A 23,605-nucleotide genomic window follows, 5' to 3' on the forward strand; every position below is an offset into this window, starting at 1 on the left:
ATACTGACCGGGACTGTCAACCCAGCCCCGACCAGAACGGCAGCCCATACCCATGGCCCCGGTCACGTCCATCACCGCCAACGTCAACGCACAGCTCTCCGACGCCCTCACGGCCACCCTCCCGGGAACCGTCGGAGACGCCTTGCTGCGACGTAGCGACCGGGCCGACTTCCAGGCCAACGGGATCCTGGCCCTCGCCAAGAAGGCCAAGTCGAACCCGCGGGAGTTGGCGACGCAGGTCGTCGGCAACATCGTCACCGGTGACGTCATCAAGGACATCGAGGTCTCCGGCCCCGGCTTCCTGAACATCACGGTCACCGACAAGGCGATCACCGAGAACCTCGCGGCGCGCTACGCGGACACCGAACGCCTCGGCGTCCCCCGCAAGAACACCCCCGGCATCACCGTCGTCGACTACGCCCAGCCGAACGTCGCCAAGGAAATGCACGTCGGCCACCTCCGCTCCGCGGTAATCGGCGACGCCCTCCGCGGCATGCTCGACTTCACCGGCGAGCAGACGATCGGCCGGCATCACATCGGCGACTGGGGCACCCAGTTCGGCATGCTCATCCAGTACCTGTTCGAGAACCCCGGCGAGCTGGCCCCCGCGGCCGACGTCGACGGCGAGCAGGCGATGAGCAACCTGAACCGGGTGTACAAGGCGTCCCGCGCGGTCTTCGACTCGGACGAGGAGTTCAAGGAGCGGGCCCGGGGGCGGGTCGTCGCCCTGCAGTCCGGTGACAAGGAGACCCTGGAGCTGTGGCAGCAGTTCGTGGACGAGTCGAAGGTCTACTTCTACTCGGTCTTCGAGAAGCTGGACATGGAGATCCGCGACGAGGAGATCGTCGGCGAGTCCGCGTACAACGAGGGCATGCCCGAGACCGCCCGCCTCCTGGAGGAGATGGGCGTCGCGGTGCGCTCCGAGGGCGCGCTCGTGGTGTTCTTCGACGAGATCCGCGGCAAGGACGACCAGCCGGTCCCGCTGATCGTGCAGAAGGCGGACGGCGGCTTCGGCTACGCGGCGTCCGACCTGACGGCGATCCGCAACCGGGTCCAGGACCTGCACGCCACGTCCCTGCTCTATGTCGTGGACGTCCGTCAGTCCCTCCACTTCAAGATGGTCTTCGAGGCGGCCCGCCGCGCCGGCTGGCTGACCGACGAGGTCACCGCGCACAACATGGGCTACGGCACGGTGCTCGGCGCGGACGGCAAGCCGTTCAAGACGCGTGAGGGCGAGACCGTACGGCTGGAGGACCTGCTGGACGAGGCGGTCGAGCGAGCGACGGCGGTCGTACGCGAGAAGGCCGAGAAGGTGGGCCTGACCGAGGAGGAGATCGTCGAGAACGGGCGGTACGTCGGGATCGGCGCCGTGAAGTACGCGGACCTGTCGACGTCGCCGAACCGTGACTACAAGTTCGACCTGGACCAGATGGTGTCGCTGAACGGCGACACGTCGGTCTACCTCCAGTACGCGTACGCCCGTATCAGGTCGATCCTGCGCAAGGCGGAGGGAGCTGCCCCGCTCGCGCACCCGGAGCTCGAACTCGCCCCGGCGGAGCGGGCGTTGGGCCTGCACCTGGACGCGTTCGGCGACACGGTCTTCGATGCGGCCGCGGAGTACGCACCGCACAAGCTGGCCGCGTACCTGTACCAGCTGGCGTCGTACCTGACGACCTTCTACGACCAGTGCCCGGTCCTCAAGGCCGAGACCGCGGAGCAGACGGAGAACCGCCTGTTCCTGGTCGACTTGACGGCCCGGACCCTTCACCAGGGCATGGCCCTGCTGGGCATCCGGACACCCGAGCGGCTCTGATCCATTCCGGAAACGCGTGCGGCCCGTCCTCTCCCCCGCTGGGAGGACGGGCCGCGGTCCGTTGGGGGCGACCCCTCAGCAGTACGGCTGGGAGTCGGCCGCGAAGTCCTTGAACGCGGCCTTGGTCCCCGATCCGGCGATGCCGTCGATCGCGCCGGTGTACCCGTGGTGCGCCTTCAGGTCCCGCTGCAGGGCCTTGATGGTGTTCGGGCCGACGATCCCGTCGATGCTGTCGTTGTAGCCCCAGTGCGCCTTGAGCCAGCGCTGCAGCGCCTTCCAGCTGTTGGTGCCCAGCTGCCCGTCGAGGGCGCCGGTGTAGCCCCAGTAGTCCTGGATCCAGCACTGGACGTACTTGGCCTGCGTGGTGCTCAGGCCGAGGTTGTTCACCGCGAGGACGCCGGCGTCGGCGCGCACGGCCGGTTTCGCGTCCGAGGCGGCGAAGCTGGTGCCCGCGGTCGCGAGGCCTCCGGCGGCAAGGCCGACGACGGCGCTGACGCCGACGAGGGTCCTCGTCCAGACATTCGGTCGCATACGCTTCCCTCTCGATCTCGGTCGGGTGGCGGCCCGTGCCGCCTGGCTGGCGAAACGAGACTGCGGGGCCGGCGACGAGGGTGGCCACAGTTACCGCGGAAGTGACGTCATCGCGGGACACCCCACTCACTGACCTGCGCGAACGCCGGCCGCCGGGACGCCGCGGCGGGACGCCTGGGGCGGCCGGTGGCCGATTCCCGACCGGTCCGGGAACCGGCTTCCGGTGCGGGCCGTGCATGCTGATGCAGAATGCGGCGGGCGCGCGGGGACGCTGACCACGGACCATGGACCGCGGGCCCGGACCGTTGACGCGAGTGGGGGGAACATGTCGCGTTGGGCAGTGCTGCCCGCGGAACTGGATCCGCGCGTACGACAGTTGGTGGTGCGGCTGCGCCGGCTGAAGGATCACAGCGGGCTCAGTCTGCGGCAGCTGGCGACGCGGACCGGGTACAGCCCGAAGTCCTGGGAACGGTATCTGGGCGGCAGGTCGCTGCCGCCCCGGGAGGCCGTCGAGGCACTGGCCCGGACCGGGGGCGAGGATCCGACCCGGCTGCTGGCGTTGCACGAGGTCGCCGCGGAGGCGTGGGCGAGGGGACGCGGGGACGTGACCGCGGCGGACGCGTACACATCCGTACCGGAACCTCCGGCGACGGAACCGGAGATCCTGTCCGCCGAGGTCAACGGGGCGCGGTCGCCCGGGGGTTCGCTGCTGGTGGCGCTCGTGGCGGGGGCGGTGGCGCTGGTGCTGGCCGTCTCCACGGCGGTCCTTCTCGTCGTACGGCTGAGCGGCGGCGAGGGAACGGGAGCGGCGGCCCCCGTGGCGGCGCCCACCACACCCGCCGCGACCGCCTCACCCACCGTGTCGGCACCCCCGTACGCCTGCCGCGTCGAGCGGATCGACGGCCGCTGGTACGCGGGCAACAGCCGCACCCAGGGCGCCGTCCTGGCCTTCGGCCACGCCGGGTCGGAGGTCGCGGAGGCGCAGTGCCTGCTGCGCAGGGCGGGGATCTCGCCGGGCGACGTCGACGGGATCTTCGGTCCGGTGACGGAACGCGCGGTCCGGCAGCTGCAGAAGCGGTCGGGGCTGGTCGTGGACGGCATCGTCGGGCCGCACACCTGGAAGGCCCTACGACGATGACGAAGCCGTCGCCGTCGACGTCGCCGGAGCGGGCCCGACTGGCCGCCACGCTGAGGGAGTTGAAGGTCCGCACCAGTCTGAGCCTGGTCGGCCTCGCGACGAAGACCACGTACAGCAAGTCCTCCTGGGACCGCTACCTCAACGGCAGGGCGCTGCCCCCGCGCGACGCGGTACAGAAACTGTGCCGCCTCGCCGGCGAGCCGGAAGGACGGTGTCTGGCGCTGTGGGAGATCGCGGAGGCGGAGGGGAGTGGGCGGGGTGCGGGGAGCGGACGGAGCCAGTGCGCGGGTTCGCCTCCGCTGCCGTCCCGAGAGGAGGTCACGCCTGCCGACGACGGTGCCGGGAGTGGAGGTGGGGCCGGGGGCGGGGACGGGTGCACCGCTGACGCCGGCGCCGTGCGCCGGAGCGCGACGGCCATGGCTGTGCTCGCGACGGTGTGTGCCGTGGTGGTCGGAGGCCTGGCGACAGCCGTACTCCTCCTGCCGCACCGGGACGGCGAACCGCGGTCGGCCCTGTCCCCGTCCTCCTCCCCTGCCGCGCCCGGCGGCCCGCGCTGCCGGGGAGCGGTCTGCGAGGGCAGGAGCCCGATGCAGATGAAGTGCGGCGCCGAGCCGACGACCGTCGCCGCGCACCGCACGGCCACCGGAACCTGGATGGAACTGCGCTACAGCGAGGAGTGCGGGACGAGTTGGGCCCGGATGTGGCGGACGCGCATCGGGGACCGGATCGAGATGACGGCGGGCGGAGGTGAGGATCCTGACGGTCGTGAGGATCGTGATGGTCGTGATGGTCGTGATGGTCGTGAGGCTACTGACGGTCCCGAGGATCGTGCGGGTCCGGTCCGCAGCGCCGAAGTCCAGGACGCCGTCGACGCGGACTCGTACCTCTTCACCCCCATGACCGTGGCTCATCCCGGCACCGTCGTCCGGGCCTGCTTCCGGCCCGCGGCGGGCGGCGAGGGGGAATGCTTCGACGCCAGGGTGCCCGGGTGAGGGCGGGGTCCGTTGTCAGTGGCACCGCCTACAGTCACCGACATGGCGACACTTCCGAACCCGCTGCCGAAACTGGCCACCGACCCGACGGGCACCGCCCTCGGCCTCCAACTCCCGCCCGGCAGACTCCTGGACGCGACTGACGAGGGCCCCTGGCACGAGCCGCTGCTGTGGCTCGCCGACGTACCGGCGGCACCCGGCGCCTGGGCGGCACTGGAGCCGGCACGGCACTCGGCCGGACTGCTGCCGGTCGTCATCGACGTGGGCGGAAGCCAGGGTGCCCCGGAGGACTGGGAGTTGATGCCCGGGGAGATGTCGTATCCGGGAGACCACGACGCGGAGGAAGTACTGGAGGACTTCTGGTACGACTGCGTGACGAAGGAGGACGCGGAGTGGCCGGGCCTGGCCGACACCCCCGACACCCCCGCCACCACCTTGAACGGCTCCGCCCCCGCCACCACTTTGAACGGCTCCGCCCCCGGCCCGGCCCCGGACCTGTCGCCGGACCCGGACACGGTGGCCACCGGCATCGCGGACGCCCTCGTCGACGGCGGCGGCCCCCTGAAGAACCCCCGCCTCGCCCTGGTCCCGGCCCGCCGCAGCGCGGACGTTCCGGCGGCGATCGGCTGGACGGGCCCGATGAACCACGAGAACGACACCGCCCGCCTCTGCGCGGTGCTCCGCTCCTGGGAGGACCGCTTCGGCATACGCGTGGTGGCGCTCGGCTTCGACCACCTCCTCGCCTCGGTGGCGTCCCCGCCCACCACCCTGGCGGAGGCGGAGGCCGTCGCCGCCGAGCACTTCGCGTTCTGCCCCGACAACATCTGGCAGGGCAGGGACACGACCATCCGCGCCTACGCCGAGAACCAGCTCCTCAACCAGCCGGTCTGGCACTTCTGGTGGGACTGACTCCTCTTCCGAAGGATGGGCTGAGCCTGTTCCGAAGGATGGCCTAAGCCTGCCGCAGCCCGTCCGCCAACCTCCTCAACCCTTCCCGGATCTCCTCCGGCGTCTGCGTCACGAAGCACAGCCGCAGCGTGGCCCGGTCGGGCTCACCGGCGTAGAAGGGCGCCCCGGGGACGTAGGCGACATCGTGCCGCACCACCCCGGGCAGCAGGGCCGTCGTGTCGTACGACTCCGGCAGCCGGGCCCAGAGGAACATGCCGCCCTCGGGCCGGTTCCAGGTCGAGCCCTCCGGCAGCGCCTCCGCCAGCCCGGCCAGCATGGCGTCGCGGCGTTCCCGGTAGACGTCCCGGACGCGGGCCACGTGGGCGTCGAGGCCGGTGAGGTAGCGGGCGGCGGCGAGCTGGTTGACGGTCGGGGTGTGCAGGTCGGCGGCCTGCTTGGCGACCGCGCAGGCGCGCCGCGGGGCGGCCGGTGCGCGCAGCCAGCCCAGCCGCAGCCCCGGCGCCATCACCTTGGAGAAGGAGCCGAGCAGCACGGTGCGGTCCTCGGCGCCGGGGTAGGAGGCGATCCAGGGCACGCGCTCGCCCTCGTAGCGGAGTTCGCCGTAGGGGTCGTCCTCGACGATCCACAGCCCGCACCGGGCGGCGACCTCCGCGACGGCCGCCCTGCGCTCGGCGGGCAGGGTTCTGCCGGTCGGGTTCTGGAAGGTCGGCACGGTGTAGAGGAGCTTCGGCCGCTCCCGCGCCACCAGGTCCTCCAGCGCCCGCACGTCCACCCCGTCCGCGTCGCCCGGCACGGCCACGATCCGCGCTCCCGCGAGGCCGAAGGCCTGAAGTGCCGCCAGATAGCAGGGGTCTTCGACGAGGACGGTGTCACCGGGATCCAGCAGCGCGGTGGCGAGGAGCGACAGCCCCTGCTGGGAGCCGGTCGTGATGAGCAGGTCGTCGGCGTCCGTGGCGAGACCCCGCGCCGACATGCGCGCGGCGAGCCCGCTCCGCAGGCTGGGCTCGCCCTCGGTCGTGGAGTACTGCAGCGCCTGCGCCGGTGTCTCGTCGAGTACGTCGCGGAAGGCGGCCGCGATGCCCTCCCGGTCGAACAGCTCGGGCGCCGGCAGCCCGCCCGCGAAGTTGATGACCTCGGGACGGGAGGTGACGGCGAGGATGTCGCGCACGGGTGAGCCACCGACGGACGCGGCCCGCGCCGCAAGGGACGGTACGGCGGCGCGGGTGGGGAGTGGCGCGGATGCGGACTCGATCACGCTCATGACACGGCTCCTTCGGCTACGACGACGAGTGTGACGGCTCGTGCCGAGCAGCGTAGAGAACTACATGTCACCTACAGGCAGCTTTCCGGGATACGGACCCCAGGGGCTCCGCCGACGGCGTTCCGATGGCGTCCACGTGCGGTCCGCTTGCCGCCTGCTTGCCCTCCGCTTGCCGCCTGCTTGCCCTCCGCTCGCCATCGGCTGCCGATTTCCCCGGCCCCCGGCGTCCCATGCCACGCCGACGGGACGGACCATCCCCGCAGGTCAGCGGCGGTCCCACCACTCCGGTGTCCCGAATTCCCGGCCGAGGGTGGCGGCCGGGACGGATGATCACGCAGGCTGAAGGCCGACCTCGACCCCCACCCAAGGAGAGGGCAACCCCATGTCCGCGGACGCACCCCCCGCCCGTCGCCCCCGCGCCCGGCTCCTCGCCGCCACGCTGGTGGCGGTCGCCGCGCTCACGCTCACCGCGTGCGAGGACGGCCAGGGCCTGCGCGACGAGGGCCCGTCGACCCCGACCAGCCCGACGGCGACGGCACCACCGCCGACGTCCGACCGCCCGTGACGGGCCCTCGGCATTCAGGCGTTCAGGCGTTCAGGCGCGGCCCAACTTCTGCGCCGCCTCCGTCGCCCAGTAGGTGAGGATGTTGCGCGCACCGGCCCGCTTGATGCCGGTCAGCGTCTCGAAGATCGCCCGGTCCCGGTCGATCCAGCCCTTCTCGGCGGCGGCCTCGACCATCGAGTACTCGCCGGAGATCTGATAGGCGGCGACCGGCACGTCGACGGCGTCGGCGACCCGCGCCAGGATGTCGAGGTAGGGCCCGGCCGGCTTGACCATCACCATGTCGGCGCCCTCCTCCAGATCGAGGGCCAGCTCCCGCAGCGACTCCCGCACGTTCGCCGGATCCTGCTGATAGGTCTTCCGGTCCCCCTGCAACGAGGAGGCGACGGCCTCCCGGAAGGGGCCGTAGAAGGCGGAGGCGTACTTGGCGGTATAGGCGAGGATCGCGACATCCTCCCGCCCGATCTGATCGAGCGCGTCGCGGACGACGCCGATCTGCCCGTCCATCATCCCGCTGGGCCCTACGACATGGGCCCCCGCGTCGGCCTGGACCTGCGCCATCTCGGCATACCGCTCAAGGGTGGCGTCATTGTCGACACGCCCTTCGGCGTCGAGCACGCCGCAGTGCCCATGATCGATGGTCTCGTCGAGGCACAGGTCGGACATGACGAGCAGCTCGTCCCCCACCTCGGCCCGCACGTCCCGGATGGCGACCTGCAGAATCCCGTCGGGATCGGTCCCGGGAGTCCCGAGGGCGTCCTTCTTCTCCTCTTCCGGCACCCCGAAGAGCATGATCCCGGAGACACCGGCCTCGACGGCTTCGGCGGCGGCCTTCTTGAGGCTGTCCCGCGTGTGCTGGACGACCCCCGGCATGGCGGAGATCGGCACCGGCTCGCTGACGCCTTCCCGCACGAAGGCCGGGAGGATGAAGTCGGCGGGGTGCAGCCGGGTCTCGGCGACCATGCGCCGCATGGCCGGGGTGGTCCGCAGACGCCGCGGCCGCGTGCCCGGGAAGGATCCGTACGTCGTCATGCCACCTACGCTACGCCCGCCCCCGCAGCACCTTTGCCGACGGCAAGTCGGCACGGACGTACGACCGCGAACGACCGCGAACGGCCCGCATGCGCCCTCCCACCCACCGGGTCCATCCTGAAAGAAGCCCCGGATCCCAAGGACCCCGACGGCCCCGCCGCCCCTCGGTGAAGGTGGTGAAGGTGCCGCCGCCGTCCCTCCGTACCCGCACCACGGAGGACGCGATGCCCACCACCCACCCCCTCCACCAGACCCCCGACCTCTTCGCCCTCTCCGAGATCCACGGCCCGGTCCTGCGCCCCGGCGACGATGGCTACGCCGACGAGGTCACCGGCTTCAACCTGGCCGCGCTGCACACGCCCGACGTGGTCGTGGGTGCGACAGGAGTCGACGACATCGTCGCGGCCCTGCGCTGGGCGACGGCCACCGGCACACCGGTCGCGGTCCAGTCGACCGGCCACGGCGCGAACTTCCCCATCGACCACGGTCTGCTGATCAGCACGGCCCGCATGACGGACGTACGCGTCGACCCTCAGGAACGCCTCGCCACCATCGCGGCCGGAGCGAAGTGGCGGCACGTCCTGGACGCGACCGCACCGCACGGCCTCGCCGCACTCTGCGGCACCTCCACGGACGCCGGCGCGGTCGGCTACACCCTGGGCGGCGGCCTGCCCGTGCTGGGCCGGGCCTACGGCTACGCGACCGACCTCGTCCGCTCCTTCCAGGTCGTCACCCCCGACGGCACGCTCCGCGAGAGCGACCCCGACCACGAGCCGGAACTGTTCTGGGCCCTGCGCGGCGGCAAGGGCAACGTGGGCGTGGTGACGTCAATGGTCTGCGAGCTGCTCCCCCTCCCCACGATCCTCGGCGGCGGCGTCTACTGCCCCGGCGAACACGCAGAGCCCCTGCTCCGCACGTGGACCGACTGGACAAGAACCCTCCCGGACGCCATGTGCAGCGCCTTCACCCTCCTGCGCCTGCCACCCATCCCGGAGATCCCCGAACCCCTGCGCGGCGGCTTCTGGGCCCGCGTGGCGATCGCCTGGCCCGGCGACCCGGCCGAAGGCGAACACCTGCTGGCCCCGATCCGCGCGGCGGCCCCGGTGACGGTCGACACGGTCGAGGAGATGCCGTACGCGGCCCTGGACCGCATCCACATGGAGCCACAGGACCCGCTCCCCGCCCGCGAGTCGTGCGCCCTCCTCCGCGACCTCACCCCCGAAGCCATCGACACCTTCCTGGCCCAAGCAGGCCCGCAGGCCCCCGACTGCCCCCTCCTCCTGGTGGAGCTCCGCCACCTCGGCGGCGCCCTGTCCCGCCCCGCCCACACGCCCGACGCGATCTGCGCCCGAGACGCGACCTACCTCCTGGAAACGGTGGGCGTCCTGACCGCCCCACCAGCGGCCGAGGCCATAGAACAGGCCACAGCCGCCCTGCACACAGCGATGGCCCCCTACGGCACAGGCCTCACGATGGTCAACATCCACGGAACGCCGGGCGACGATTCCGACCGCGCCCGGGCCTGGAGCCCAGAGGTCTACGACCGGCTACGCAAGGACAAGTCGACTTACGATCCCACCGACCTGCTCCGCTTCGGCCACACCGTGACTCCTGTATAGGCGGCCATTCCCGACCGCATCCCCATTTTCGACTCCGATAACACACAGGATCGTCACATCACCCCACCCCGCCATCACTTCCGGTAGGGCCGACACGGAATCCCGGTGTGCGTTACGTCCGGGCATCCACCATACTCATGCAGCATGGATGATGACGTGCTGGAAGTACTCGTGCAGACCATCATGTTCCTGGTGATTGTTGCTGGTTTCATTGTTGTTATCCGCGGCATCAGACGCGTGAACAAAAGGGACGTACGGAACGAGCAAGATCAGGCGGGCCTTGTCCAGCTCGCCCAGGAACGCGGCTGGAACTATACCGCAGAGATCCCCGGCGGGGCAGAACGTTACGTAGGAGCGCTGCCCTTCCGGGCAAAGGGCCATTACCTTTGGGACCATGTGACCGGTGAATTCCAGGGGCACACTGTCAGCTGCTTCGAGTACCGCCCGCGCGATTTCGACGCGGAGGACGCCGGGACGACCGACCATCGGTATTTTGTCGCATTCACGGTCACACTGCCGGCACCCACACCCGGCATGATCATTGATAGGCCGAATGTACTGGAGAGGGCGGACAACCGCCTCAACAACGTGTTCGGTCTCGGCGACAACGAGGTGAAGCTGGGAGTTCCCGAATTCGACGAGGACTTTCGCATCATCACCGACGACGAGCCGTTCGCGCGTAGCGTGCTGACCGACGACCTGGTGCGGTTCCTCCTGTCCGACCCCCGCGTCAAGGATGCGCCTCTTCGGTTCCACGGGAACGAGCTGATCACGTGGTTCGAGGGACGGCTGCGGCCGGACGGGATCGATCCGAAGCTGAACTACCTGTGTGACGCCCTGGAGCGGGTACCGGCACAGACGTGGCACTCAGCCTGAGTGGAAACTGCTCAGGGGTGAGCCCCTCGCGGATCTGATGCGCGAGGGGCTCACCCATGAGTGCCGAGGTACATGAGAGCTACGCTGCGGCAGGGTCCGCGGGGCGAATTGACCGGACGAACTCCTTGAAGTCGTCCTGGACGGCGTCGAGCTGGGACAACTTGGCCGTCAGCATGAACTCGAGCACCGCGCGCTTGGCCGGATCGTGCACATCCTGCATGGTCACGTACACCTGGCTCTGCACCAGCTCCAAGGGCAACCCGCGCAGCCTGCTCGAGAGACGGAGGGTCTGGGTGAGCACAGGCGCCTCCGGTGTTCCCACCTCGTGCCGCTTGGCGACGCGCACGGCCCCCGCCTCACTCAATCGCTGAACCGACTCTTCGGCGAGGGTGACCAGGTCAGCCAGGTCGTCCCGCATCTTGCCGGCGATGGTGATATTCGCGGTGAACCCGTCCCGGGACTCGGGGTGGAGCGCTACGAAAGCCACCTCTGGGGCGCCCATCTCATCCGGGGATGCAGGCTGCCAGCCCTCCGGCAATGAAAATTCGATCTTCACCGGCAGCGTGGTCGCCATGGTGGATCATCTCCCTCAGTATGCGGAATTCAAAGTAGTGTCAGCCGAAGGGGTTCCACTCTTTCACCGTGTCTCCGACATCATCAAGGCCAACAAAGTCGGCTGCGTCACCGATCGAATCGACGACCTTACCCGGGTCAATCTCGACCTGCCCGCCAACGCTGCCGCCGACGCCAACTGTGGCACCCAACTCTCCACCGATGACGAACTTGCCGTCCTTCATACCGGCATCAAAGGTGGCTGTGCCGCCGAGTCCGTAACTCACCTCGGCCTTGCCACCGATCCCGACACCGGCAACATCACCATGGCCCTCCACACCGGCCTTGCCGCCCACAAATCCCTCAACGCCGGCATGCACACCGTCCTTTCCGACGGATGCCTTGGCTGACGCTTCGGCGCCGACGGATGCCGAGGCCTTTCCGCTGACGGCAAAGGGGCCGTTCTCGATACTGCCCTCCGCGGAGGCAGCTACAAGGTTGGCGGAAGCGCCGACTCCGGCCTGCAATCTGCCGTCGACCATGGATGCCCCTGCGGTGGCTTGCGCAGAGAGCACTTGGACGCCGGCCTTTCCTGCGGCCTTACCACCCGCCAGCTCCGTCTCGCCTTCGGCCTCGGCCTTCCAGGCCTCTGCTTCGGCGCTTCTTTCCCACAACTTGGTCTCATGACCTGCCTTGGGCTTGGCGTTGGGGTCTTCGGCGGACTGGCCGTTGGGCGTGCCCCAGGTGCGGTGCTCTGCCCCCTTGAGGTCTTTGGCTTGGCTTTCGTAGACGTTCTTGCCGTAGCTGGACTTCCCAGATTCCTGCTGGTTCTCCGCCGTTTTCGCCGCCCGCGCCAGCCAGTCCGGAGCCTTGTCGGAGTCGCCGGACAGCTCCTTGAGCTTCTCCGCCGCCTTGTCGCCTTCGTCCCGAAGATACTGCCGGGCATTGTTCAAAATCAGCTCGGCCTGGCTCTTGTCGCCACCGTCCCACAGCGCGATAGCCTCTCCGGCCTGCCGCTGCGCCTCACTCAACGCCGCGGCATACGTGCTGATCGTCGAGGCCGCCTCAGACATCTGGTCGGACGCGTAAAGCCAGTTCTTCTTCTCGCCGGCGAGCTTCTCCGAGAATCCGTCGCTGGCCGGCCCGGTCCAGGCGGAAATACGTACGCCGCCCAGCCCATCACCGACATCCTCGAAGTTGCCGGAATACTTCCTGAGTGACTGCGCAATGCTGTAGAGGTTCCCCGCGTCACCGGGGATCAGCTCCTTCGGGTCTTTCGTCTCACCCAGATCAGCTGCCATGCCCGTTCCCCGTTCTTACCGTCCCCCGTGAGACGGACTCACCAGCCGCTCTGCCTCGGCATCCGACCGCTCATAATTGTCGGCCGTCCTCTTGAGTTCGTCCGCCAAGTCGGTCGAACGTTCCCCGAGGACCCCGATGGCCACGTCCCACGTGTCGCAGAATTTTTCGAACTTCCCGGACACGATCAGATTGCCAAATTCTTCAACACTGCGATTCAGTGCACCAAAATCGGCATCTTTGGCTGGATTCAGACATTTTTGAATATCTGAAGCGCCACCTCTGAGCTCTTCCGGATCGGCGCGAAAGCCGTCCATGCCCATGTTCGAATCACCGCCCCCGTGAATGCACGCCAAAGACAGGCAGGTTGACACTGCCGTCGGCGATGAAACATATCACCACCTGCACCATCAGGATGCGCGCGGCGCTTCACCACCCACGCCCACAAAACCACCCGAAAAATTCCCCAAGTCGCACAGGTCCGCCGCTCGGAAAACCGTTTTGCCACCGCGAAGAAAGAACAGATGGAGCTACCGACGGCACCCTCGGCGCTGTCGGAGCAGCAATTGGTTTCACGTTCTTCAGAAAAAGTGTGGAAGGCGTGAAGGTATTGCGAGGCTCTCCAGTGCCGGCACGCGCGCCAAGGGCGCTCCGCCCGACGTCCGACCAGGGAAATCTCATGCCCCAGTCGAGTCCTGCCGGTATGCTCCGGTTATTTGTGTCTTGCTCATCCGAAACGGAGACCCCCATGGCCGTAGCCCGGCTGTCCGCAGCAACTTCGCTCCTCTCGGCCGTAGCCGTTGGCGCGCTACTCACAGGCTGTTCCGCGTCGGTGAATGTCGAAAAGCCGGAGCTGAAAATGTCTGCGGAAAAGCTGGCGAACCTGGTCGCCGAAAAGCTGGCCGCTACTGCAAACCAGCCGAAGCCGGATGTCACGTGCCCCGAGGCCGTCCCCGCGAAGGTCGGCACGACCACACGGTGCAAGCTCACTGCGGACGACGGCAGCACCTTGGGCGTCACAGCGACGGTGAGCTCGGTCGAAGGCACCAAAATGAACTTCGACATCCAGGCCGACGAGACTCCGACCCCGGCGCCGAGCTGACCACCCCTCACAGGCGGAAAAAAGTGAGGGCGAGGGCCGAACCGGCCCCGCCCTCTACACAAACCAACGCAAGCCGCTCTGCCCACGGCCCACCTGAACACCGGCCCGCGCATTTCAGCCCGTCCGGCGTTTGAGGACAAGGCCCCTCAAGGGCCGAACCGGGGGTCTGGGGGCGGAGCCCCCAGAAGGACCCCGGGGTCAAAGGGGCAGAGCCCCTGGAGGACGGGACGGGTAGGGGCGGCGGGGGCGAAAAACTCCACCCGCACCAACCCCCAACCCCCAACCCACCCCCACACCCCTACGTAGTAGACCGCCTCCGCCGAGCCCCCGGCCTCCGCTCACTGGGCCGAGTAACCGGATCCCCCGCCTCAAGCGCCGCAGCCCGCCGCCGCAGCCCAAAGTCGGCAAGCGCCTCGGCCAACTTGTGCACAGACGGCTCCGGAGCCATGACATCCACCCGAAGCCCATGCTCCTCGGCGGTCTTCGCCGTAGCAGGCCCGATACACGCGATCACCGTCACGTTGTGCGGCTTCCCGGCAATCCCCACCAGATTCCGCACGGTAGACGACGACGTGAAGAGAACGGCATCGAAGCCACCCCCCTTGATCGCCTCCCGCGTCTCCGCCGGCGGCGGCGAGGCCCGCACGGTCCGATAGGCCGTGACGTCATCGACCTCCCAGCCCAGCTCGATGAGCCCGGCCACAAGCGTCTCCGTCGCGATGTCCGCCCGAGGCAGGAACACCCGGTCGATCGGGTCGAAGACAGGGTCATACGGCGGCCAGTCCTCAAGCAGCCCCGCAGCCGACTGCTCCCCCGAAGGCACGAGATCCGGCTTCACACCAAAGGCGATCAGCGCCTTCGCGGTCTGCTCCCCCACTGCGGCGACCTTGATCCCGGCAAACGCCCGAGCATCAAGCCCGTACTCCTCGAACTTCTCCCGCACGGCCTTGACCGCGTTCACGGAGGTGAAGGCGATCCACTCGTACCGCCCGGTCACCAGCCCCTTGACCGCCCGCTCCATCTGCTGAGGCGTCCGCGGCGGCTCGACGGCGATCGTCGGCACCTCGTGCGGCACGGCCCCGTACGACCGCAGCTGGTCGGAGAGCGAAGCCGCCTGCTCCTTCGTACGCGGCACGAGCACCCGCCACCCGAAGAGCGGCTTGGACTCGAACCACGACAACTGGTCGCGCTGCGCGGCGGCGGACCGCTCACCGACCACGGCTATCACCGGCCGCCCGCCCTCCGGCGAGGGCAGCACCTTGGCCTGCTTCAGCGTCTGGGCGATGGTCCCCAGGGTCGCGGTCCAGGTCCGCTGCCGAGTCGTCGTACCGGCGACCGTCACCGTCATCGGCGTATCGGGCTTACGCCCAGCCGACACCAGCTCACCGGCGGCCGCACCCACGGAATCCAGCGTCGTCGAGACGACAACCGTCCCGTCCGACGCCCCGACCTCGGTCCAGCACCGGTCCGAAGCGGTCCGCGCGTCCACGAACCGCACATCGGCGCCCTGCGCGTCCCGCAGCGGCACACCGGCGTACGCGGGCACGCCGACGGCCGCGGCCACACCCGGCACGACCTCGAACGGCACGCCCGCCGCGGCGCACGCGAGCATCTCCTCGGCGGCGTACGTGTCGAGCCCGGGATCCCCGGACACCGCACGTACGACCCGCCTGCCGCCGCGCGCGGCCTCCATGACAAGATGTGCGGCATCCCGCACGACGGGTAGCCCAGCGGTCGTTGACGCGCCGTCAACAACCGCTAGTTGAGGCGTGCCTGTGCCCGGGACGGTGTCCGCATCGGGACCCGTATCCGTGTGCACTTCGGCAACACCTCGTCTGGCGTGCTGGCGTACGACGTCGAGCACCTCGTGCTCGGCGACGAGTACGTCCGCGTTCGCCAACGCCTCTACGGCGCGCAGAGTCAGTAGCCCCGGATCCCCGGGTCCGGCACCGAGGAAGGTGACGTGCCCGTGTTCAAGGCCGGCGGGAAGGGTGGTGGGGCTCAATGTGCTCGCTCCCCCATCAGACCGGCCGCGCCCTGGGCAAGCATCTCGGAGGCGAGTTCGCGACCGAGCGCCAGCGCTTGGTCGTGCGTCTCGGGCACGGGACCGGTGGTGGACAGCTGCACCATCCGCGTGCCGTCGGTCGTACCGACGACGCCGCGCAGGCGCATTTCCTTGACAATCTGCCCGTCGGCCAGAAGGTCGGCCAGCGCGCCCACAGGGGCGGAGCAGCCGGCCTCCAGGGCGGCGAGCAGTGAGCGCTCGGCAGTCACGGCGATCCGCGTGAACGGGTCGTCGAGCTCGCCGAGCGCGGCGATGAGGTCCGCGTTGTCCGCGGTGCATTCGATCGCCAGTGCCCCCTGGCCGGGGGCGGGCAAAACAGTGTCGACCGACAGGAAGTCGGTCACCTCGTCGATACGGCCGATGCGCTGCAGGCCGGCCGCAGCAAGCACCACCGCATCGAGCTCACCATCGCGCACGTACCCGATGCGCGTATCCACGTTCCCGCGGATCGGCACGGCCTCGATGTCCAGCCCGTGGCCGCGCGCGTACGCGTTCAGCTGCGCCATCCGGCGCGGCGAGCCCGTACCGATGCGCGCCCCGCGGGGCAGGTCGGTGAACTTCAGCGCGTCCCGCGCGACGATCACATCGCGCGGATCCTCGCGCACGGGAACGGCCGCCAGGACGAGTTCCTCGGGCTGCGCGGTCGGCAGGTCCTTGAGGGAGTGCACCGCGAAGTCGACCTCGCCGCGCAGCAGCGCGTCCCGCAGCGCGGTGACGAACACACCGGTGCCGCCGATCTGCGCGAGGGCCTCGCGTGAGACATCGCCGTACGTGGTGATCTCGACGAGTTCGACGGGCCGTCCGGTCACCTGGCGCACGGCGTCCGCGACCTGCCCGGACTGGGCCATGGCGAGCTTGCTGCGTCTGGTGCCGAGCCGAAGTGGCGCTTGAGTCATCGTGGGCCTCGGTTCTTCTCGGTGCTGTCCTCGGCGCGGGAGACGGAGGCCACCGTCTCCTGGTCGAGGTCGAACAGGGTCCGCAGCGCGTCCGCGTATCCGGCGCCGCCGGGCTCGGCGGCGAGCTGCTTGACCCGCACGGTCGGGGCGTGCAGCAGCTTGTCGACCACGCGCTTGACGGTCTGCGTGATCTCGCCGCGGTGCTTGTCGTCGAGCCCGGGCAGCCGTCCTTCGAGGCGGGCGATCTCGCTCGTCACGACGTCGGCGGCCATCGCGCGCAGCGCGACGACGGTGGGCGTGATGTGCGCGGCCCGCAGCGCCGCCCCGAAGGCCGCGACCTCGTCGGAGACGATACGGCGGACCTGGTCGACGTCGGCCGCCATCGGGGCGTCGGCGGAGGCTTCCGCCAGCGACTCGATGTCCACCAGCCGCACCCCGGTCAGCCGGTGCACGGCGGCGTCGATGTCGCGCGGCATGGCGAGGTCGAGCAGCGAGAGCACCGGCGCGGGGCGGGGCACCTCGACGACGGGCTCGGGCTTGCGGCGCTCGGGGATCCGGCCGACGGTGGCCACGGTCGCGGCGAGCGCGGTGATCAGCTCGGCGTCGGCCTCGGGGCTGCGGCGGGCGGCCTCGCGGCGGTCGACGGCACTGCCCGCCGCCCAGGCCGCGTGCTGCTCCAGCTGGGCCGCGTCCATACCGGCGACGGCGGCCTCCCCCATGACAGAGAAACCTCCCTGCACGGAGCCGAGATCCAGCGGGCAGTCGTCGTCGGTGCCGACGCTGGTGGGCGGAAGCGGAGTCTGCCGTACGTCAACGCTGTCGCCGCTCGTCCGGGCCGCGGGCGCCTGGACGGCCGTACGGACTCCGTCCTCGGCCTCCTCGAAGGCGACCGGCCGCCCGGTACGGCCCTCGACCGCCGACGCGATCGCCTCGGCCGTGAGGACGAGCCCGGTCGCGCCGGTACAGGAGACGGCGACGTCGGCACGTGTCAGCTCGACCGGCACCGACTCCATCGGTACCGCGCGGGCGGGCACGTCCGTGCCGTCGACCTCGGTGAGGATCTGGGCGAGCCGCTCGGCGCGGTCGTAGGTGCGGTTGGCGACGACGATCTCGGCGACCCCGGCCCGCGCGAGCGTGGCCGCGGCCAGCGAGGACATCGAACCGGCGCCGATGACGAGGGCCTTCTTGCCGCGGGCCCAGGCCGCCACGTCCGTCCCCGTGGCCAGCTGCTCCAGACCGAAGGTGACCAGTGACTGTCCGGCACGGTCGATCCCGGTCTCGGAGTGGGCGCGCTTGCCGACGCGCAGGGCCTGCTGGAACAGGTCGTTCAGCAGCCGCCCGGCGCTGTGCAGCTCCTGCGCCTTGGCGAGGGAGTCCTTGATCTGGCCGAGGATCTGCCCCTCGCCGACGACCATGGAGTCGAGCCCGCAGGCCACCGAGAACAGGTGGTGGACGGCCCGGTCCTCGTAGTGGACGTAGAGGTACGGCGTGAGCTCGTCGAGCCCGACCCCGCTGTGCTGGGCGAGCAGCGTGGACAGCTCGGCGACACCGGCGTGGAACTTGTCCACGTCGGCGTACAGCTCGATGCGGTTGCAGGTGGCCAGCACGGCGGCCTCGGTGGCCGGTTCGGCGGCGACCGTGTCCTGCAGCAGCTTGATCTGGGCGTCGGCGCTCAGCGCGGCCCGCTCCAGAACGCTGACCGGGGCGCTGCGGTGGCTCAGCCCCACGACGAGGAGACTCATGCCGGCATCACGGCGGGTACGTCCCCGTCCGGTCCCTTGTCGGCGGATGCGTCGGGGTCCTCGCGGGTGACGGCGGCCGGACCGGCGCCGTCGGAGTGGGCCTCCTCGCCGGCCTTGCGCTGCTCGTGGAAGGCGAGGATCTGCAGCTCGATGGAGAGGTCGACCTTGCGCACGTCGACGCCGTCCGGGACGGTCAGCACGGTCGGCGCGAAGTTCAGGATGGAGGTGACCCCGGCGGCCACGAGCCGGTCGCAGACCGGCTGGGCGGCACCGGCGGGGGTCGCGATGACGCCGATGGACACGCCGTTGTCCTGGATGATCTTCTCCAGGTCGTCGGAGTGCTGCACTGGAATCCCGGCGACGGGCTTGCCGGCCATGGCCGGGTCGGCGTCGATGAGCGCGGCGACCCGGAAGCCACGGGAGGCGAAGCCGCCGTAGTTGGCGAGCGCGGCGCCGAGGTTACCGATACCGACGATCACAACCGGCCAGTCCTGGGTCAGGCCGAGTTCGCGGGAGATCTGGTAGACGAGATACTCGACGTCGTAGCCGACACCGCGCGTTCCGTACGACCCGAGGTACGAGAAGTCCTTGCGCAGCTTGGCGGAGTTGACCCCCGCCGCAGCCGCGAGCTCCTCGGAGGAGACCGTGGGTACCGAGCGCTCTGACAGTGCGGTCAGCGCGCGGAGGTACAGCGGAAGCCTGGCGACGGTGGCCTCGGGAATCCCTCGGCTACGGGTCGCCGGTCGGTGTGTTCGGCCAGTTGCCACGGTGCTCCTGCGGGTAGAGCGGGGCTGCAGGCGGTCACACGTCCCCAGACCGCCCCGTCGAATGCAGGCTATGTCTTTGTGAACGCGTGCACAAAGATGGTGTCCGATTTGCCCGCCCAACGTGACCGGGCTCACGCACGCCCGGCGCGCAGCTATGGAACCGGCGCATACGCACCACCGTTCCTCTGCTTTCGGGGGCAAAACCGCACACTCTCCTCAACGATCCTCGCCCCCCAGACCAGGTCGCCGTCGATCCTAAGCCAGTTTCCCGGCCAGTTGGACTAGCCGGTCAGTGCTTTGCGCAGGCGATCTTCGTTCACGCGCCAGAAGGTGTGCTGGTCCCCGTCGACCAGGACGACGGGAATCTGTTCCCAGTACTGGTCGTGGAGTTGGGGGTCCTCGGTGATGTCCTTTTGCTCCCACGGAACGCCGAGATCACCACAGACCTTCTCGATGACGATCTGTGCGTCATCACACAGATGACAGCCGGGTTTGCGGATGAGTGTGACCAGCCGCTCCTGGGGCGACTTGGCCGCGCCGCGACGAAAGAAGGGACTCATGTCAGCCATTCTCCCGCGCGCCGCCTGATCGCTCGATATCGCTCGATCGTGCGCTCCGCCACGCTGTTTAACTGCGCGGTCGCGGAGAGTTCACACCCTTCAAACCTCTCGACTCCGGTAGCACCGAACAAACTGGCTATGCTCACGGTCATGGCCGCTCTTGGATGGCTCACTCCCCGTAGGCGCTCCGCCACGGCGCGGAGCGTGTTGGCTGGCGAGGCCTCGGCGGAGGCAGCCCGTAAGTCGTCGCAGGAAGCGACAGTGTCCGAAGTCCCCGAGGACACCTCCGAGGAACCGGAGTTCCCGGTACTCGGCGACGAGAAGGCCGCCGCCTTCTTCGACCTGGACAACACCGTGATGCAGGGCGCCGCGCTGTTCCACTTCGGGCGGGGCCTGTACAAGCGGAAGTTCTTCGAGACCCGCGACCTCGCCAGGTTCGCCTGGCAGCAGGCGTGGTTCAGGCTGGCGGGCGTCGAGGACCCGGAACACATGCAGGACGCGCGCGACTCGGCGCTGTCCATCGTCAAGGGTCACCGGGTCTCCGAGCTGATGTCGATCGGCGAGGAGATCTACGACGAGTACATGGCCGAGCGCATCTGGCCCGGCACCCGCGCCCTCGCCCAGGCACACCTGGACGCCGGTCAGAAGGTGTGGCTGGTGACGGCGGCCCCGGTGGAGATCGCCCAGGTGATCGCCCGCCGCCTCGGCCTCACCGGCGCTCTCGGCACGGTGGCGGAGTCGGTGGACGGCGTCTACACCGGCAAGCTGGTGGGCGAGCCGCTGCACGGCCCGGCGAAGGCGGAGGCGCTGCGCGCCCTGGCCGCGGCGGAGGAGCTGGACCTCTCCCGCTGCGCGGCGTACAGCGACTCCCACAACGACATCCCGATGCTCTCCCTTGTCGGCCACCCCTACGCCATCAACCCCGACAGCAAGCTCCGCAAGCACGCCCGCAAGCTGGACTGGCGCCTGCGCGACTACCGCACCGGCCGCAAGGCGGCGAAGGTCGGCATCCCGGCGGCCGCCGGCGTGGGTGCGGTGGCCGGCGGAACGGCCGCGGCGATCGCGCTGCACCGGCGCCGCCGATAGCGGACTCGACCCGCACTCGACCCGCAAGCGGCTCCACCCCTGAAGCGGCACCACCCCTGACAACGAGATGCACTCCCCAGCGCCGGCCGGCCAGCTCGATTCGGCCGGCGCTTTCAGCCGCGCGCCCGGCCATTCGGCCAATCCGCACCCATACCCCCGCGGCCCCCGGTCCAGTCCCCTTGGCTGCACACGGCCACAACACGCCCCGGAGTCAGCCGGAACACGGGCGGATTCGATCAACAAGCGGTCACTCTGCGGCACTTGATCGGCCGTCAATCGGTTACAGAAGAGACGCAATCGGTGATTTGAGCAACTGGGCGTAGCAGTGCCTGCACGAAGCGTTATTCTCCTCAGACGCAATCCGGTACCCCTCCGTCGCTACGACGGGTGAACGGTCCCGCACTGCACGTGATGGAAGCTCTGCCTCTGGGAGTCCCGTGTACCCACACGTCGGGGTTGACGCCTCGGGCCTGGCTACGCTGCGCGCAACGGTCCAAGACCTGTTGCGCGGCTTCGTCCCCACCGCGTACGCCGTCCCCGCCCTCGCCGTTACCACCGTGCCCGTAGGCCCGTGCTACGCACTCGCCGACGGCACCGCCGCCGTCGGTAGACGGGGACGGTCGGCCGGTGCGGCAACCGCTCGTCGACCTGCCGCGGACAGCGACAGCGCTCGAATGATGGATCTCGTCGAACGCGCACAGGCCGGCGAGGCCGACGCGTTCGGAAGGCTCTACGACCAGTACAGCGACACCGTGTACCGCTACATCTATTACCGGGTCGGAGGAAAGGCCACCGCCGAGGACCTCACGAGCGAGACCTTTCTGCGGGCACTCCGACGCATCGGCACCTTCACCTGGCAGGGCCGGGACTTCGGTGCCTGGCTCGTCACCATCGCCCGCAACCTCGTCGCCGACCACTTCAAGTCCAGCCGCTTCCGGCTTGAGGTGACCACCGGGGAGATGCTCGACGCCAACGAGGTCGAGCGGTCCCCCGAGGACTCCGTCCTGGAGTCCCTCTCCAACGCCGCACTCCTCGACGCCGTACGACGGCTCAACCCGCAGCAGCAGGAGTGCGTGACCCTCCGTTTCCTCCAAGGCCTCTCCGTCGCCGAGACCGCCCGTGTCATGGGCAAGAACGAGGGCGCCATCAAGACCCTCCAGTACCGTGCCGTGCGCACCCTCGCCCGGCTCCTCCCGGACGACGTGCGCTGAGCACGTCACCCATACCGACCCGGCACTCTCCGCAACCGCCAACTCACCGTCGGTGAAAGTCTGTTGACTTCGCGGTCCGTTCATCCTCTGTCCGTAACCCAAGTGCCGAGCCACTCGTTGTGCGGGATGCAGGCTCCCTGTGGTCACTCCCTGGCCGACTTCGATCACTCGATCGTGTGCATGTGGTCAGGGCGTGCAACCCTCAGGACCCCCTGGGGAGCCGACCGTCATCACGAGAGGAGGTGCCGCCAGTGATCGCGAACGTATCGGCACACCGGCGGGCGAACGCCTTCGCCCAGGCCCTGGAGGAGCTGACCGACCGGGGCTCGGCGGCCGAGCAGGCCGAGCAGCCCGATGGATCGGCACCGGCACCGGCTGCTGCGGAACACAGCGAGCAGGGGCGCCTGTTGGCCCTCACCGAGGACCTCGGCGAGTTGCCCAAGCCCGTGCTCGACCCCGAGGTCAAGGTCGTCCAGCGCGCCCAGCTCGTGGCCGCGATGGAGGCCATGCTGCTGGAGAGCACCGCGGGGGGCGAGGCGGGACCGGCCCTGCCGGGGCAACGTTCGGACCGGGCACGGGGCGCTCACCGGGCGTCCCCGCTGGGGAAGTTGCGACCAAGTTCACGGTTGGCCAAGGGCCTCACCGCGGGCGGGCTGAGCGTAGGTGTCGCCGCAGGGGCCTTCGGCGGAGTATCCGCCGCAAGCGCCGACGCCCTGCCCGGTGACTCCCTCTACGGCCTCAAACGCGGCATCGAGGACTTCAAGCTCAACATCCTGGCCGACGGCGACGACGAACGCGGCCGCTCCTATCTCGACCAGGCCTCCACCCGGTTGAGCGAGGCCCGGCGACTGATGGAGCGCGACCGTGGCGGACAGCTCGACCACGAGTCGATGGCGGAGATCCGCCGCGCCCTGTCCGGCATGCAGCACGACGCCTCGGAGGGGCATCGCCTGCTGAGCGAGGCCTACCAGCGCGACCCGGGCTCCCTGGGCCCCATCCAGGCCCTCTCCGCCTTCTCACGCTCGCACCGCGCGGCGTGGGGCAGCCTCCGCGAGCGGCTTCCCCTCCAACTGGGGGACGTCAGTGACCGGGTGTCGTCGGTGTTCGACGCCATAGACGAAGAGGTCGCCCCGCTGGAGTCGCTCCTCCCGCAGCCGCCCGCACAGAGCGGCGACGGCAAGCGGGGAGGCGGTTCCGGATCGGCGTCCACCGGTACGTCGGACTCCGACCGGTCGGCCCGCCCCAGCACCGGCGGCAGCGGCTCCTCCGACGGCAACCGGTCCAGCCGCCCCAGCAACTCCGCCGAGAGCTCCGCCGGCGAGAGCGAGGGCCTGCTCGGCGGCAGCACCGGCGGCCTGCTCGACCCACCGAAGGACACCGGCAGCACCGGCACGTCCCCGTCCACATCACCGAGCACCGAGCCCGCCGTCACCCTCCCACCCCTCCTCCCGGGCCTCCTGCCGGGCCTGGGCATCGAGGGCGAGGACACGAACTAGGCACATAAGCCGTACGGCAATGGGGGCGCCCCTCCCGTGAGGGGCGCCCCCATTGCCGTACAACCGCTGCCGGCGTCAGAAGAACACGGACCGCCG

At 69.6% G+C, this 23,605-nt stretch carries 22 protein-coding genes; 11 read left to right on the plus strand and 11 right to left on the minus strand.

From position 1 onward, the window contains the following. Positions 1-52 precede the first annotated feature (52 nt). Positions 53-1,813, plus strand: a complete 1,761-nt coding sequence (gene argS, locus ACIA8X_RS36605) for an arginine--tRNA ligase (RefSeq protein ID WP_399460105.1) — start codon at positions 53-55, stop codon at positions 1,811-1,813. Positions 1,814-1,888: 75 nt separating this feature from the next. On the opposite strand, the gene ACIA8X_RS36610 is transcribed toward argS, so the two are convergent. Then, entirely contained in the window at positions 1,889-2,344 is a 456-nt protein-coding gene (locus tag ACIA8X_RS36610; RefSeq protein WP_393458289.1) for a peptidoglycan-binding protein, read from the minus strand. Positions 2,345-2,669: 325 nt separating this feature from the next. On the opposite strand from ACIA8X_RS36610, the gene ACIA8X_RS36615 reads away from it, so the two are divergent. Genes ACIA8X_RS36615 through ACIA8X_RS36625 form a run of 3 tightly spaced genes read left to right on the plus strand, consistent with a single transcriptional unit; the run spans position 2,670 to position 5,383 of the window. Further along, positions 2,670-3,482 (plus strand): peptidoglycan-binding protein, encoded by an 813-nt coding sequence (locus ACIA8X_RS36615; protein WP_399460107.1) that lies wholly within the window; start codon positions 2,670-2,672, stop codon positions 3,480-3,482. Then, a complete protein-coding gene (locus ACIA8X_RS36620; RefSeq protein WP_399460108.1) occupies positions 3,479-4,474 on the plus strand; it encodes a DUF2690 domain-containing protein in 996 nt (331 codons plus the stop codon). The genes ACIA8X_RS36615 and ACIA8X_RS36620 overlap by 4 nt, the downstream gene beginning before the upstream one ends. Positions 4,475-4,516: 42 nt before the next feature. Further along, positions 4,517-5,383 carry a DUF4253 domain-containing protein gene (locus tag ACIA8X_RS36625; protein ID WP_399460109.1) on the plus strand — a complete coding sequence of 289 codons (867 nt, stop codon included), beginning with the start codon at positions 4,517-4,519 and terminating at the stop codon, positions 5,381-5,383. A gap of 43 nt (positions 5,384-5,426) precedes the next feature. On the opposite strand, the gene ACIA8X_RS36630 is transcribed toward ACIA8X_RS36625, so the two are convergent. Further along, positions 5,427-6,644, minus strand: a complete 1,218-nt coding sequence (locus ACIA8X_RS36630; RefSeq protein ID WP_399460110.1) for a PLP-dependent aminotransferase family protein — start codon at positions 6,642-6,644, stop codon at positions 5,427-5,429. 382 nt (positions 6,645-7,026) lie between these two features. On the opposite strand from ACIA8X_RS36630, the gene ACIA8X_RS36635 reads away from it, so the two are divergent. Further along, positions 7,027-7,209 carry a hypothetical protein gene (locus tag ACIA8X_RS36635; protein ID WP_393458274.1) on the plus strand — a complete coding sequence of 61 codons (183 nt, stop codon included), beginning with the start codon at positions 7,027-7,029 and terminating at the stop codon, positions 7,207-7,209. 30 nt (positions 7,210-7,239) lie between these two features. On the opposite strand, the gene hemB is transcribed toward ACIA8X_RS36635, so the two are convergent. Then, complete coding sequence (gene hemB / locus ACIA8X_RS36640; RefSeq protein WP_393458271.1) at positions 7,240-8,238, minus strand: porphobilinogen synthase; 999 nt, start codon at positions 8,236-8,238, stop codon at positions 7,240-7,242. Positions 8,239-8,420: 182 nt separating this feature from the next. Here hemB and ACIA8X_RS36645 point away from each other — a divergent pair, with 182 nt between their 5' ends. Both ACIA8X_RS36645 and ACIA8X_RS36650 read left to right on the plus strand, forming a co-directional pair. Then, positions 8,421-9,857, plus strand: a complete 1,437-nt coding sequence (locus ACIA8X_RS36645; protein WP_399460112.1) for an FAD-binding oxidoreductase — start codon at positions 8,421-8,423, stop codon at positions 9,855-9,857. 144 nt (positions 9,858-10,001) lie between these two features. After that, the gene (locus tag ACIA8X_RS36650) at positions 10,002-10,733 is read left to right on the plus strand and encodes a hypothetical protein (RefSeq protein ID WP_393458265.1); all 732 of its coding nucleotides are present in this window, start codon (positions 10,002-10,004) and stop codon (positions 10,731-10,733) included. A 79-nt stretch (positions 10,734-10,812) separates the two neighbouring features. On the opposite strand, the gene ACIA8X_RS36655 is transcribed toward ACIA8X_RS36650, so the two are convergent. The 3 genes from ACIA8X_RS36655 to ACIA8X_RS36665 are packed head-to-tail and all read right to left on the minus strand — an operon-like array spanning position 10,813 to position 12,907. Beyond that, positions 10,813-11,307 carry a hypothetical protein gene (locus tag ACIA8X_RS36655; protein ID WP_393458262.1) on the minus strand — a complete coding sequence of 165 codons (495 nt, stop codon included), beginning with the start codon at positions 11,305-11,307 and terminating at the stop codon, positions 10,813-10,815. Between the two features lie 40 nt (positions 11,308-11,347). Continuing rightward, positions 11,348-12,586, minus strand: a complete 1,239-nt coding sequence (locus ACIA8X_RS36660) for a putative T7SS-secreted protein (protein ID WP_393458259.1) — start codon at positions 12,584-12,586, stop codon at positions 11,348-11,350. A 15-nt stretch (positions 12,587-12,601) separates the two neighbouring features. After that, positions 12,602-12,907, minus strand: a complete 306-nt coding sequence (locus ACIA8X_RS36665) for a hypothetical protein (RefSeq protein ID WP_393458256.1) — start codon at positions 12,905-12,907, stop codon at positions 12,602-12,604. Positions 12,908-13,332: 425 nt separating this feature from the next. Here ACIA8X_RS36665 and ACIA8X_RS36670 point away from each other — a divergent pair, with 425 nt between their 5' ends. Then, the gene (locus ACIA8X_RS36670; RefSeq protein ID WP_393458253.1) at positions 13,333-13,686 is read left to right on the plus strand and encodes a DUF4333 domain-containing protein; all 354 of its coding nucleotides are present in this window, start codon (positions 13,333-13,335) and stop codon (positions 13,684-13,686) included. Positions 13,687-13,984: 298 nt separating this feature from the next. On the opposite strand, the gene ACIA8X_RS36675 is transcribed toward ACIA8X_RS36670, so the two are convergent. From ACIA8X_RS36675 to ACIA8X_RS36695, 5 genes are all read right to left on the minus strand, one after another. Further along, the gene (locus tag ACIA8X_RS36675; RefSeq protein WP_393458250.1) at positions 13,985-15,691 is read right to left on the minus strand and encodes a uroporphyrinogen-III synthase; all 1,707 of its coding nucleotides are present in this window, start codon (positions 15,689-15,691) and stop codon (positions 13,985-13,987) included. Then, positions 15,688-16,647, minus strand: coding sequence for a hydroxymethylbilane synthase (hemC, locus tag ACIA8X_RS36680; RefSeq protein WP_393458247.1), 960 nt, complete (start codon positions 16,645-16,647; stop codon positions 15,688-15,690). Before hemC ends, ACIA8X_RS36675 begins: the two co-directional genes overlap by 4 nt. Next, positions 16,644-18,389 carry a glutamyl-tRNA reductase gene (locus ACIA8X_RS36685; protein ID WP_393458244.1) on the minus strand — a complete coding sequence of 582 codons (1,746 nt, stop codon included), beginning with the start codon at positions 18,387-18,389 and terminating at the stop codon, positions 16,644-16,646. The genes hemC and ACIA8X_RS36685 overlap by 4 nt, the downstream gene beginning before the upstream one ends. Beyond that, positions 18,386-19,156: a redox-sensing transcriptional repressor Rex gene (locus ACIA8X_RS36690; protein WP_399460113.1), complete on the minus strand. Its 771-nt coding sequence runs from the start codon at positions 19,154-19,156 to the stop codon at positions 18,386-18,388. The genes ACIA8X_RS36685 and ACIA8X_RS36690 overlap by 4 nt, the downstream gene beginning before the upstream one ends. 281 nt (positions 19,157-19,437) lie before the next feature. Beyond that, complete coding sequence (locus ACIA8X_RS36695; RefSeq protein WP_393458238.1) at positions 19,438-19,716, minus strand: glutaredoxin family protein; 279 nt, start codon at positions 19,714-19,716, stop codon at positions 19,438-19,440. A 150-nt stretch (positions 19,717-19,866) separates the two neighbouring features. Between ACIA8X_RS36695 and ACIA8X_RS36700 the strand changes: the two genes are divergently transcribed. The 3 genes from ACIA8X_RS36700 (at position 19,867) to ACIA8X_RS36710 (ending at position 23,509) form a co-directional block, all read left to right on the plus strand. Beyond that, positions 19,867-20,802 carry an HAD family hydrolase gene (locus ACIA8X_RS36700; RefSeq protein WP_393458235.1) on the plus strand — a complete coding sequence of 312 codons (936 nt, stop codon included), beginning with the start codon at positions 19,867-19,869 and terminating at the stop codon, positions 20,800-20,802. 437 nt (positions 20,803-21,239) lie between these two features. Further along, entirely contained in the window at positions 21,240-22,013 is a 774-nt protein-coding gene (locus ACIA8X_RS36705; protein WP_126394069.1) for an ECF subfamily RNA polymerase sigma factor, BldN family, read from the plus strand. Positions 22,014-22,264: 251 nt separating this feature from the next. After that, positions 22,265-23,509, plus strand: coding sequence for a DUF5667 domain-containing protein (locus ACIA8X_RS36710; protein ID WP_393458231.1), 1,245 nt, complete (start codon positions 22,265-22,267; stop codon positions 23,507-23,509). Positions 23,510-23,605: the final 96 nt, after the last annotated feature.

This window comes from Streptomyces sp. NPDC051738, assembly GCF_044453205.1.
GTDB lineage: Bacteria > Actinomycetota > Actinomycetes > Streptomycetales > Streptomycetaceae > Streptomyces.

Coding starts and splice junctions, on each gene's coding strand:
- ACIA8X_RS36625 (WP_399460109.1), top strand. CDS start 4,517: ATGGCGACACTTCCGAACCCGCTGCCGAAACTGGCCACCGACCCGACG.
- ACIA8X_RS36695 (WP_393458238.1), bottom strand. CDS start 19,716: ATGAGTCCCTTCTTTCGTCGCGGCGCGGCCAAGTCGCCCCAGGAGCGG.
- ACIA8X_RS36630 (WP_399460110.1), bottom strand. CDS start 6,644: ATGAGCGTGATCGAGTCCGCATCCGCGCCACTCCCCACCCGCGCCGCC.
- ACIA8X_RS36670 (WP_393458253.1), top strand. CDS start 13,333: ATGGCCGTAGCCCGGCTGTCCGCAGCAACTTCGCTCCTCTCGGCCGTA.
- ACIA8X_RS36610 (WP_393458289.1), bottom strand. CDS start 2,344: ATGCGACCGAATGTCTGGACGAGGACCCTCGTCGGCGTCAGCGCCGTC.
- hemB (WP_393458271.1), bottom strand. CDS start 8,238: ATGACGACGTACGGATCCTTCCCGGGCACGCGGCCGCGGCGTCTGCGG.
- ACIA8X_RS36685 (WP_393458244.1), bottom strand. CDS start 18,389: ATGAGTCTCCTCGTCGTGGGGCTGAGCCACCGCAGCGCCCCGGTCAGC.
- ACIA8X_RS36650 (WP_393458265.1), top strand. CDS start 10,002: ATGGATGATGACGTGCTGGAAGTACTCGTGCAGACCATCATGTTCCTG.
- ACIA8X_RS36700 (WP_393458235.1), top strand. CDS start 19,867: ATGGCCGCTCTTGGATGGCTCACTCCCCGTAGGCGCTCCGCCACGGCG.
- ACIA8X_RS36665 (WP_393458256.1), bottom strand. CDS start 12,907: ATGGGCATGGACGGCTTTCGCGCCGATCCGGAAGAGCTCAGAGGTGGC.
- ACIA8X_RS36660 (WP_393458259.1), bottom strand. CDS start 12,586: ATGGCAGCTGATCTGGGTGAGACGAAAGACCCGAAGGAGCTGATCCCC.
- hemC (WP_393458247.1), bottom strand. CDS start 16,647: ATGACTCAAGCGCCACTTCGGCTCGGCACCAGACGCAGCAAGCTCGCC.
- ACIA8X_RS36655 (WP_393458262.1), bottom strand. CDS start 11,307: ATGGCGACCACGCTGCCGGTGAAGATCGAATTTTCATTGCCGGAGGGC.
- argS (WP_399460105.1), top strand. CDS start 53: ATGGCCCCGGTCACGTCCATCACCGCCAACGTCAACGCACAGCTCTCC.
- ACIA8X_RS36620 (WP_399460108.1), top strand. CDS start 3,479: ATGACGAAGCCGTCGCCGTCGACGTCGCCGGAGCGGGCCCGACTGGCC.
- ACIA8X_RS36635 (WP_393458274.1), top strand. CDS start 7,027: ATGTCCGCGGACGCACCCCCCGCCCGTCGCCCCCGCGCCCGGCTCCTC.
- ACIA8X_RS36615 (WP_399460107.1), top strand. CDS start 2,670: ATGTCGCGTTGGGCAGTGCTGCCCGCGGAACTGGATCCGCGCGTACGA.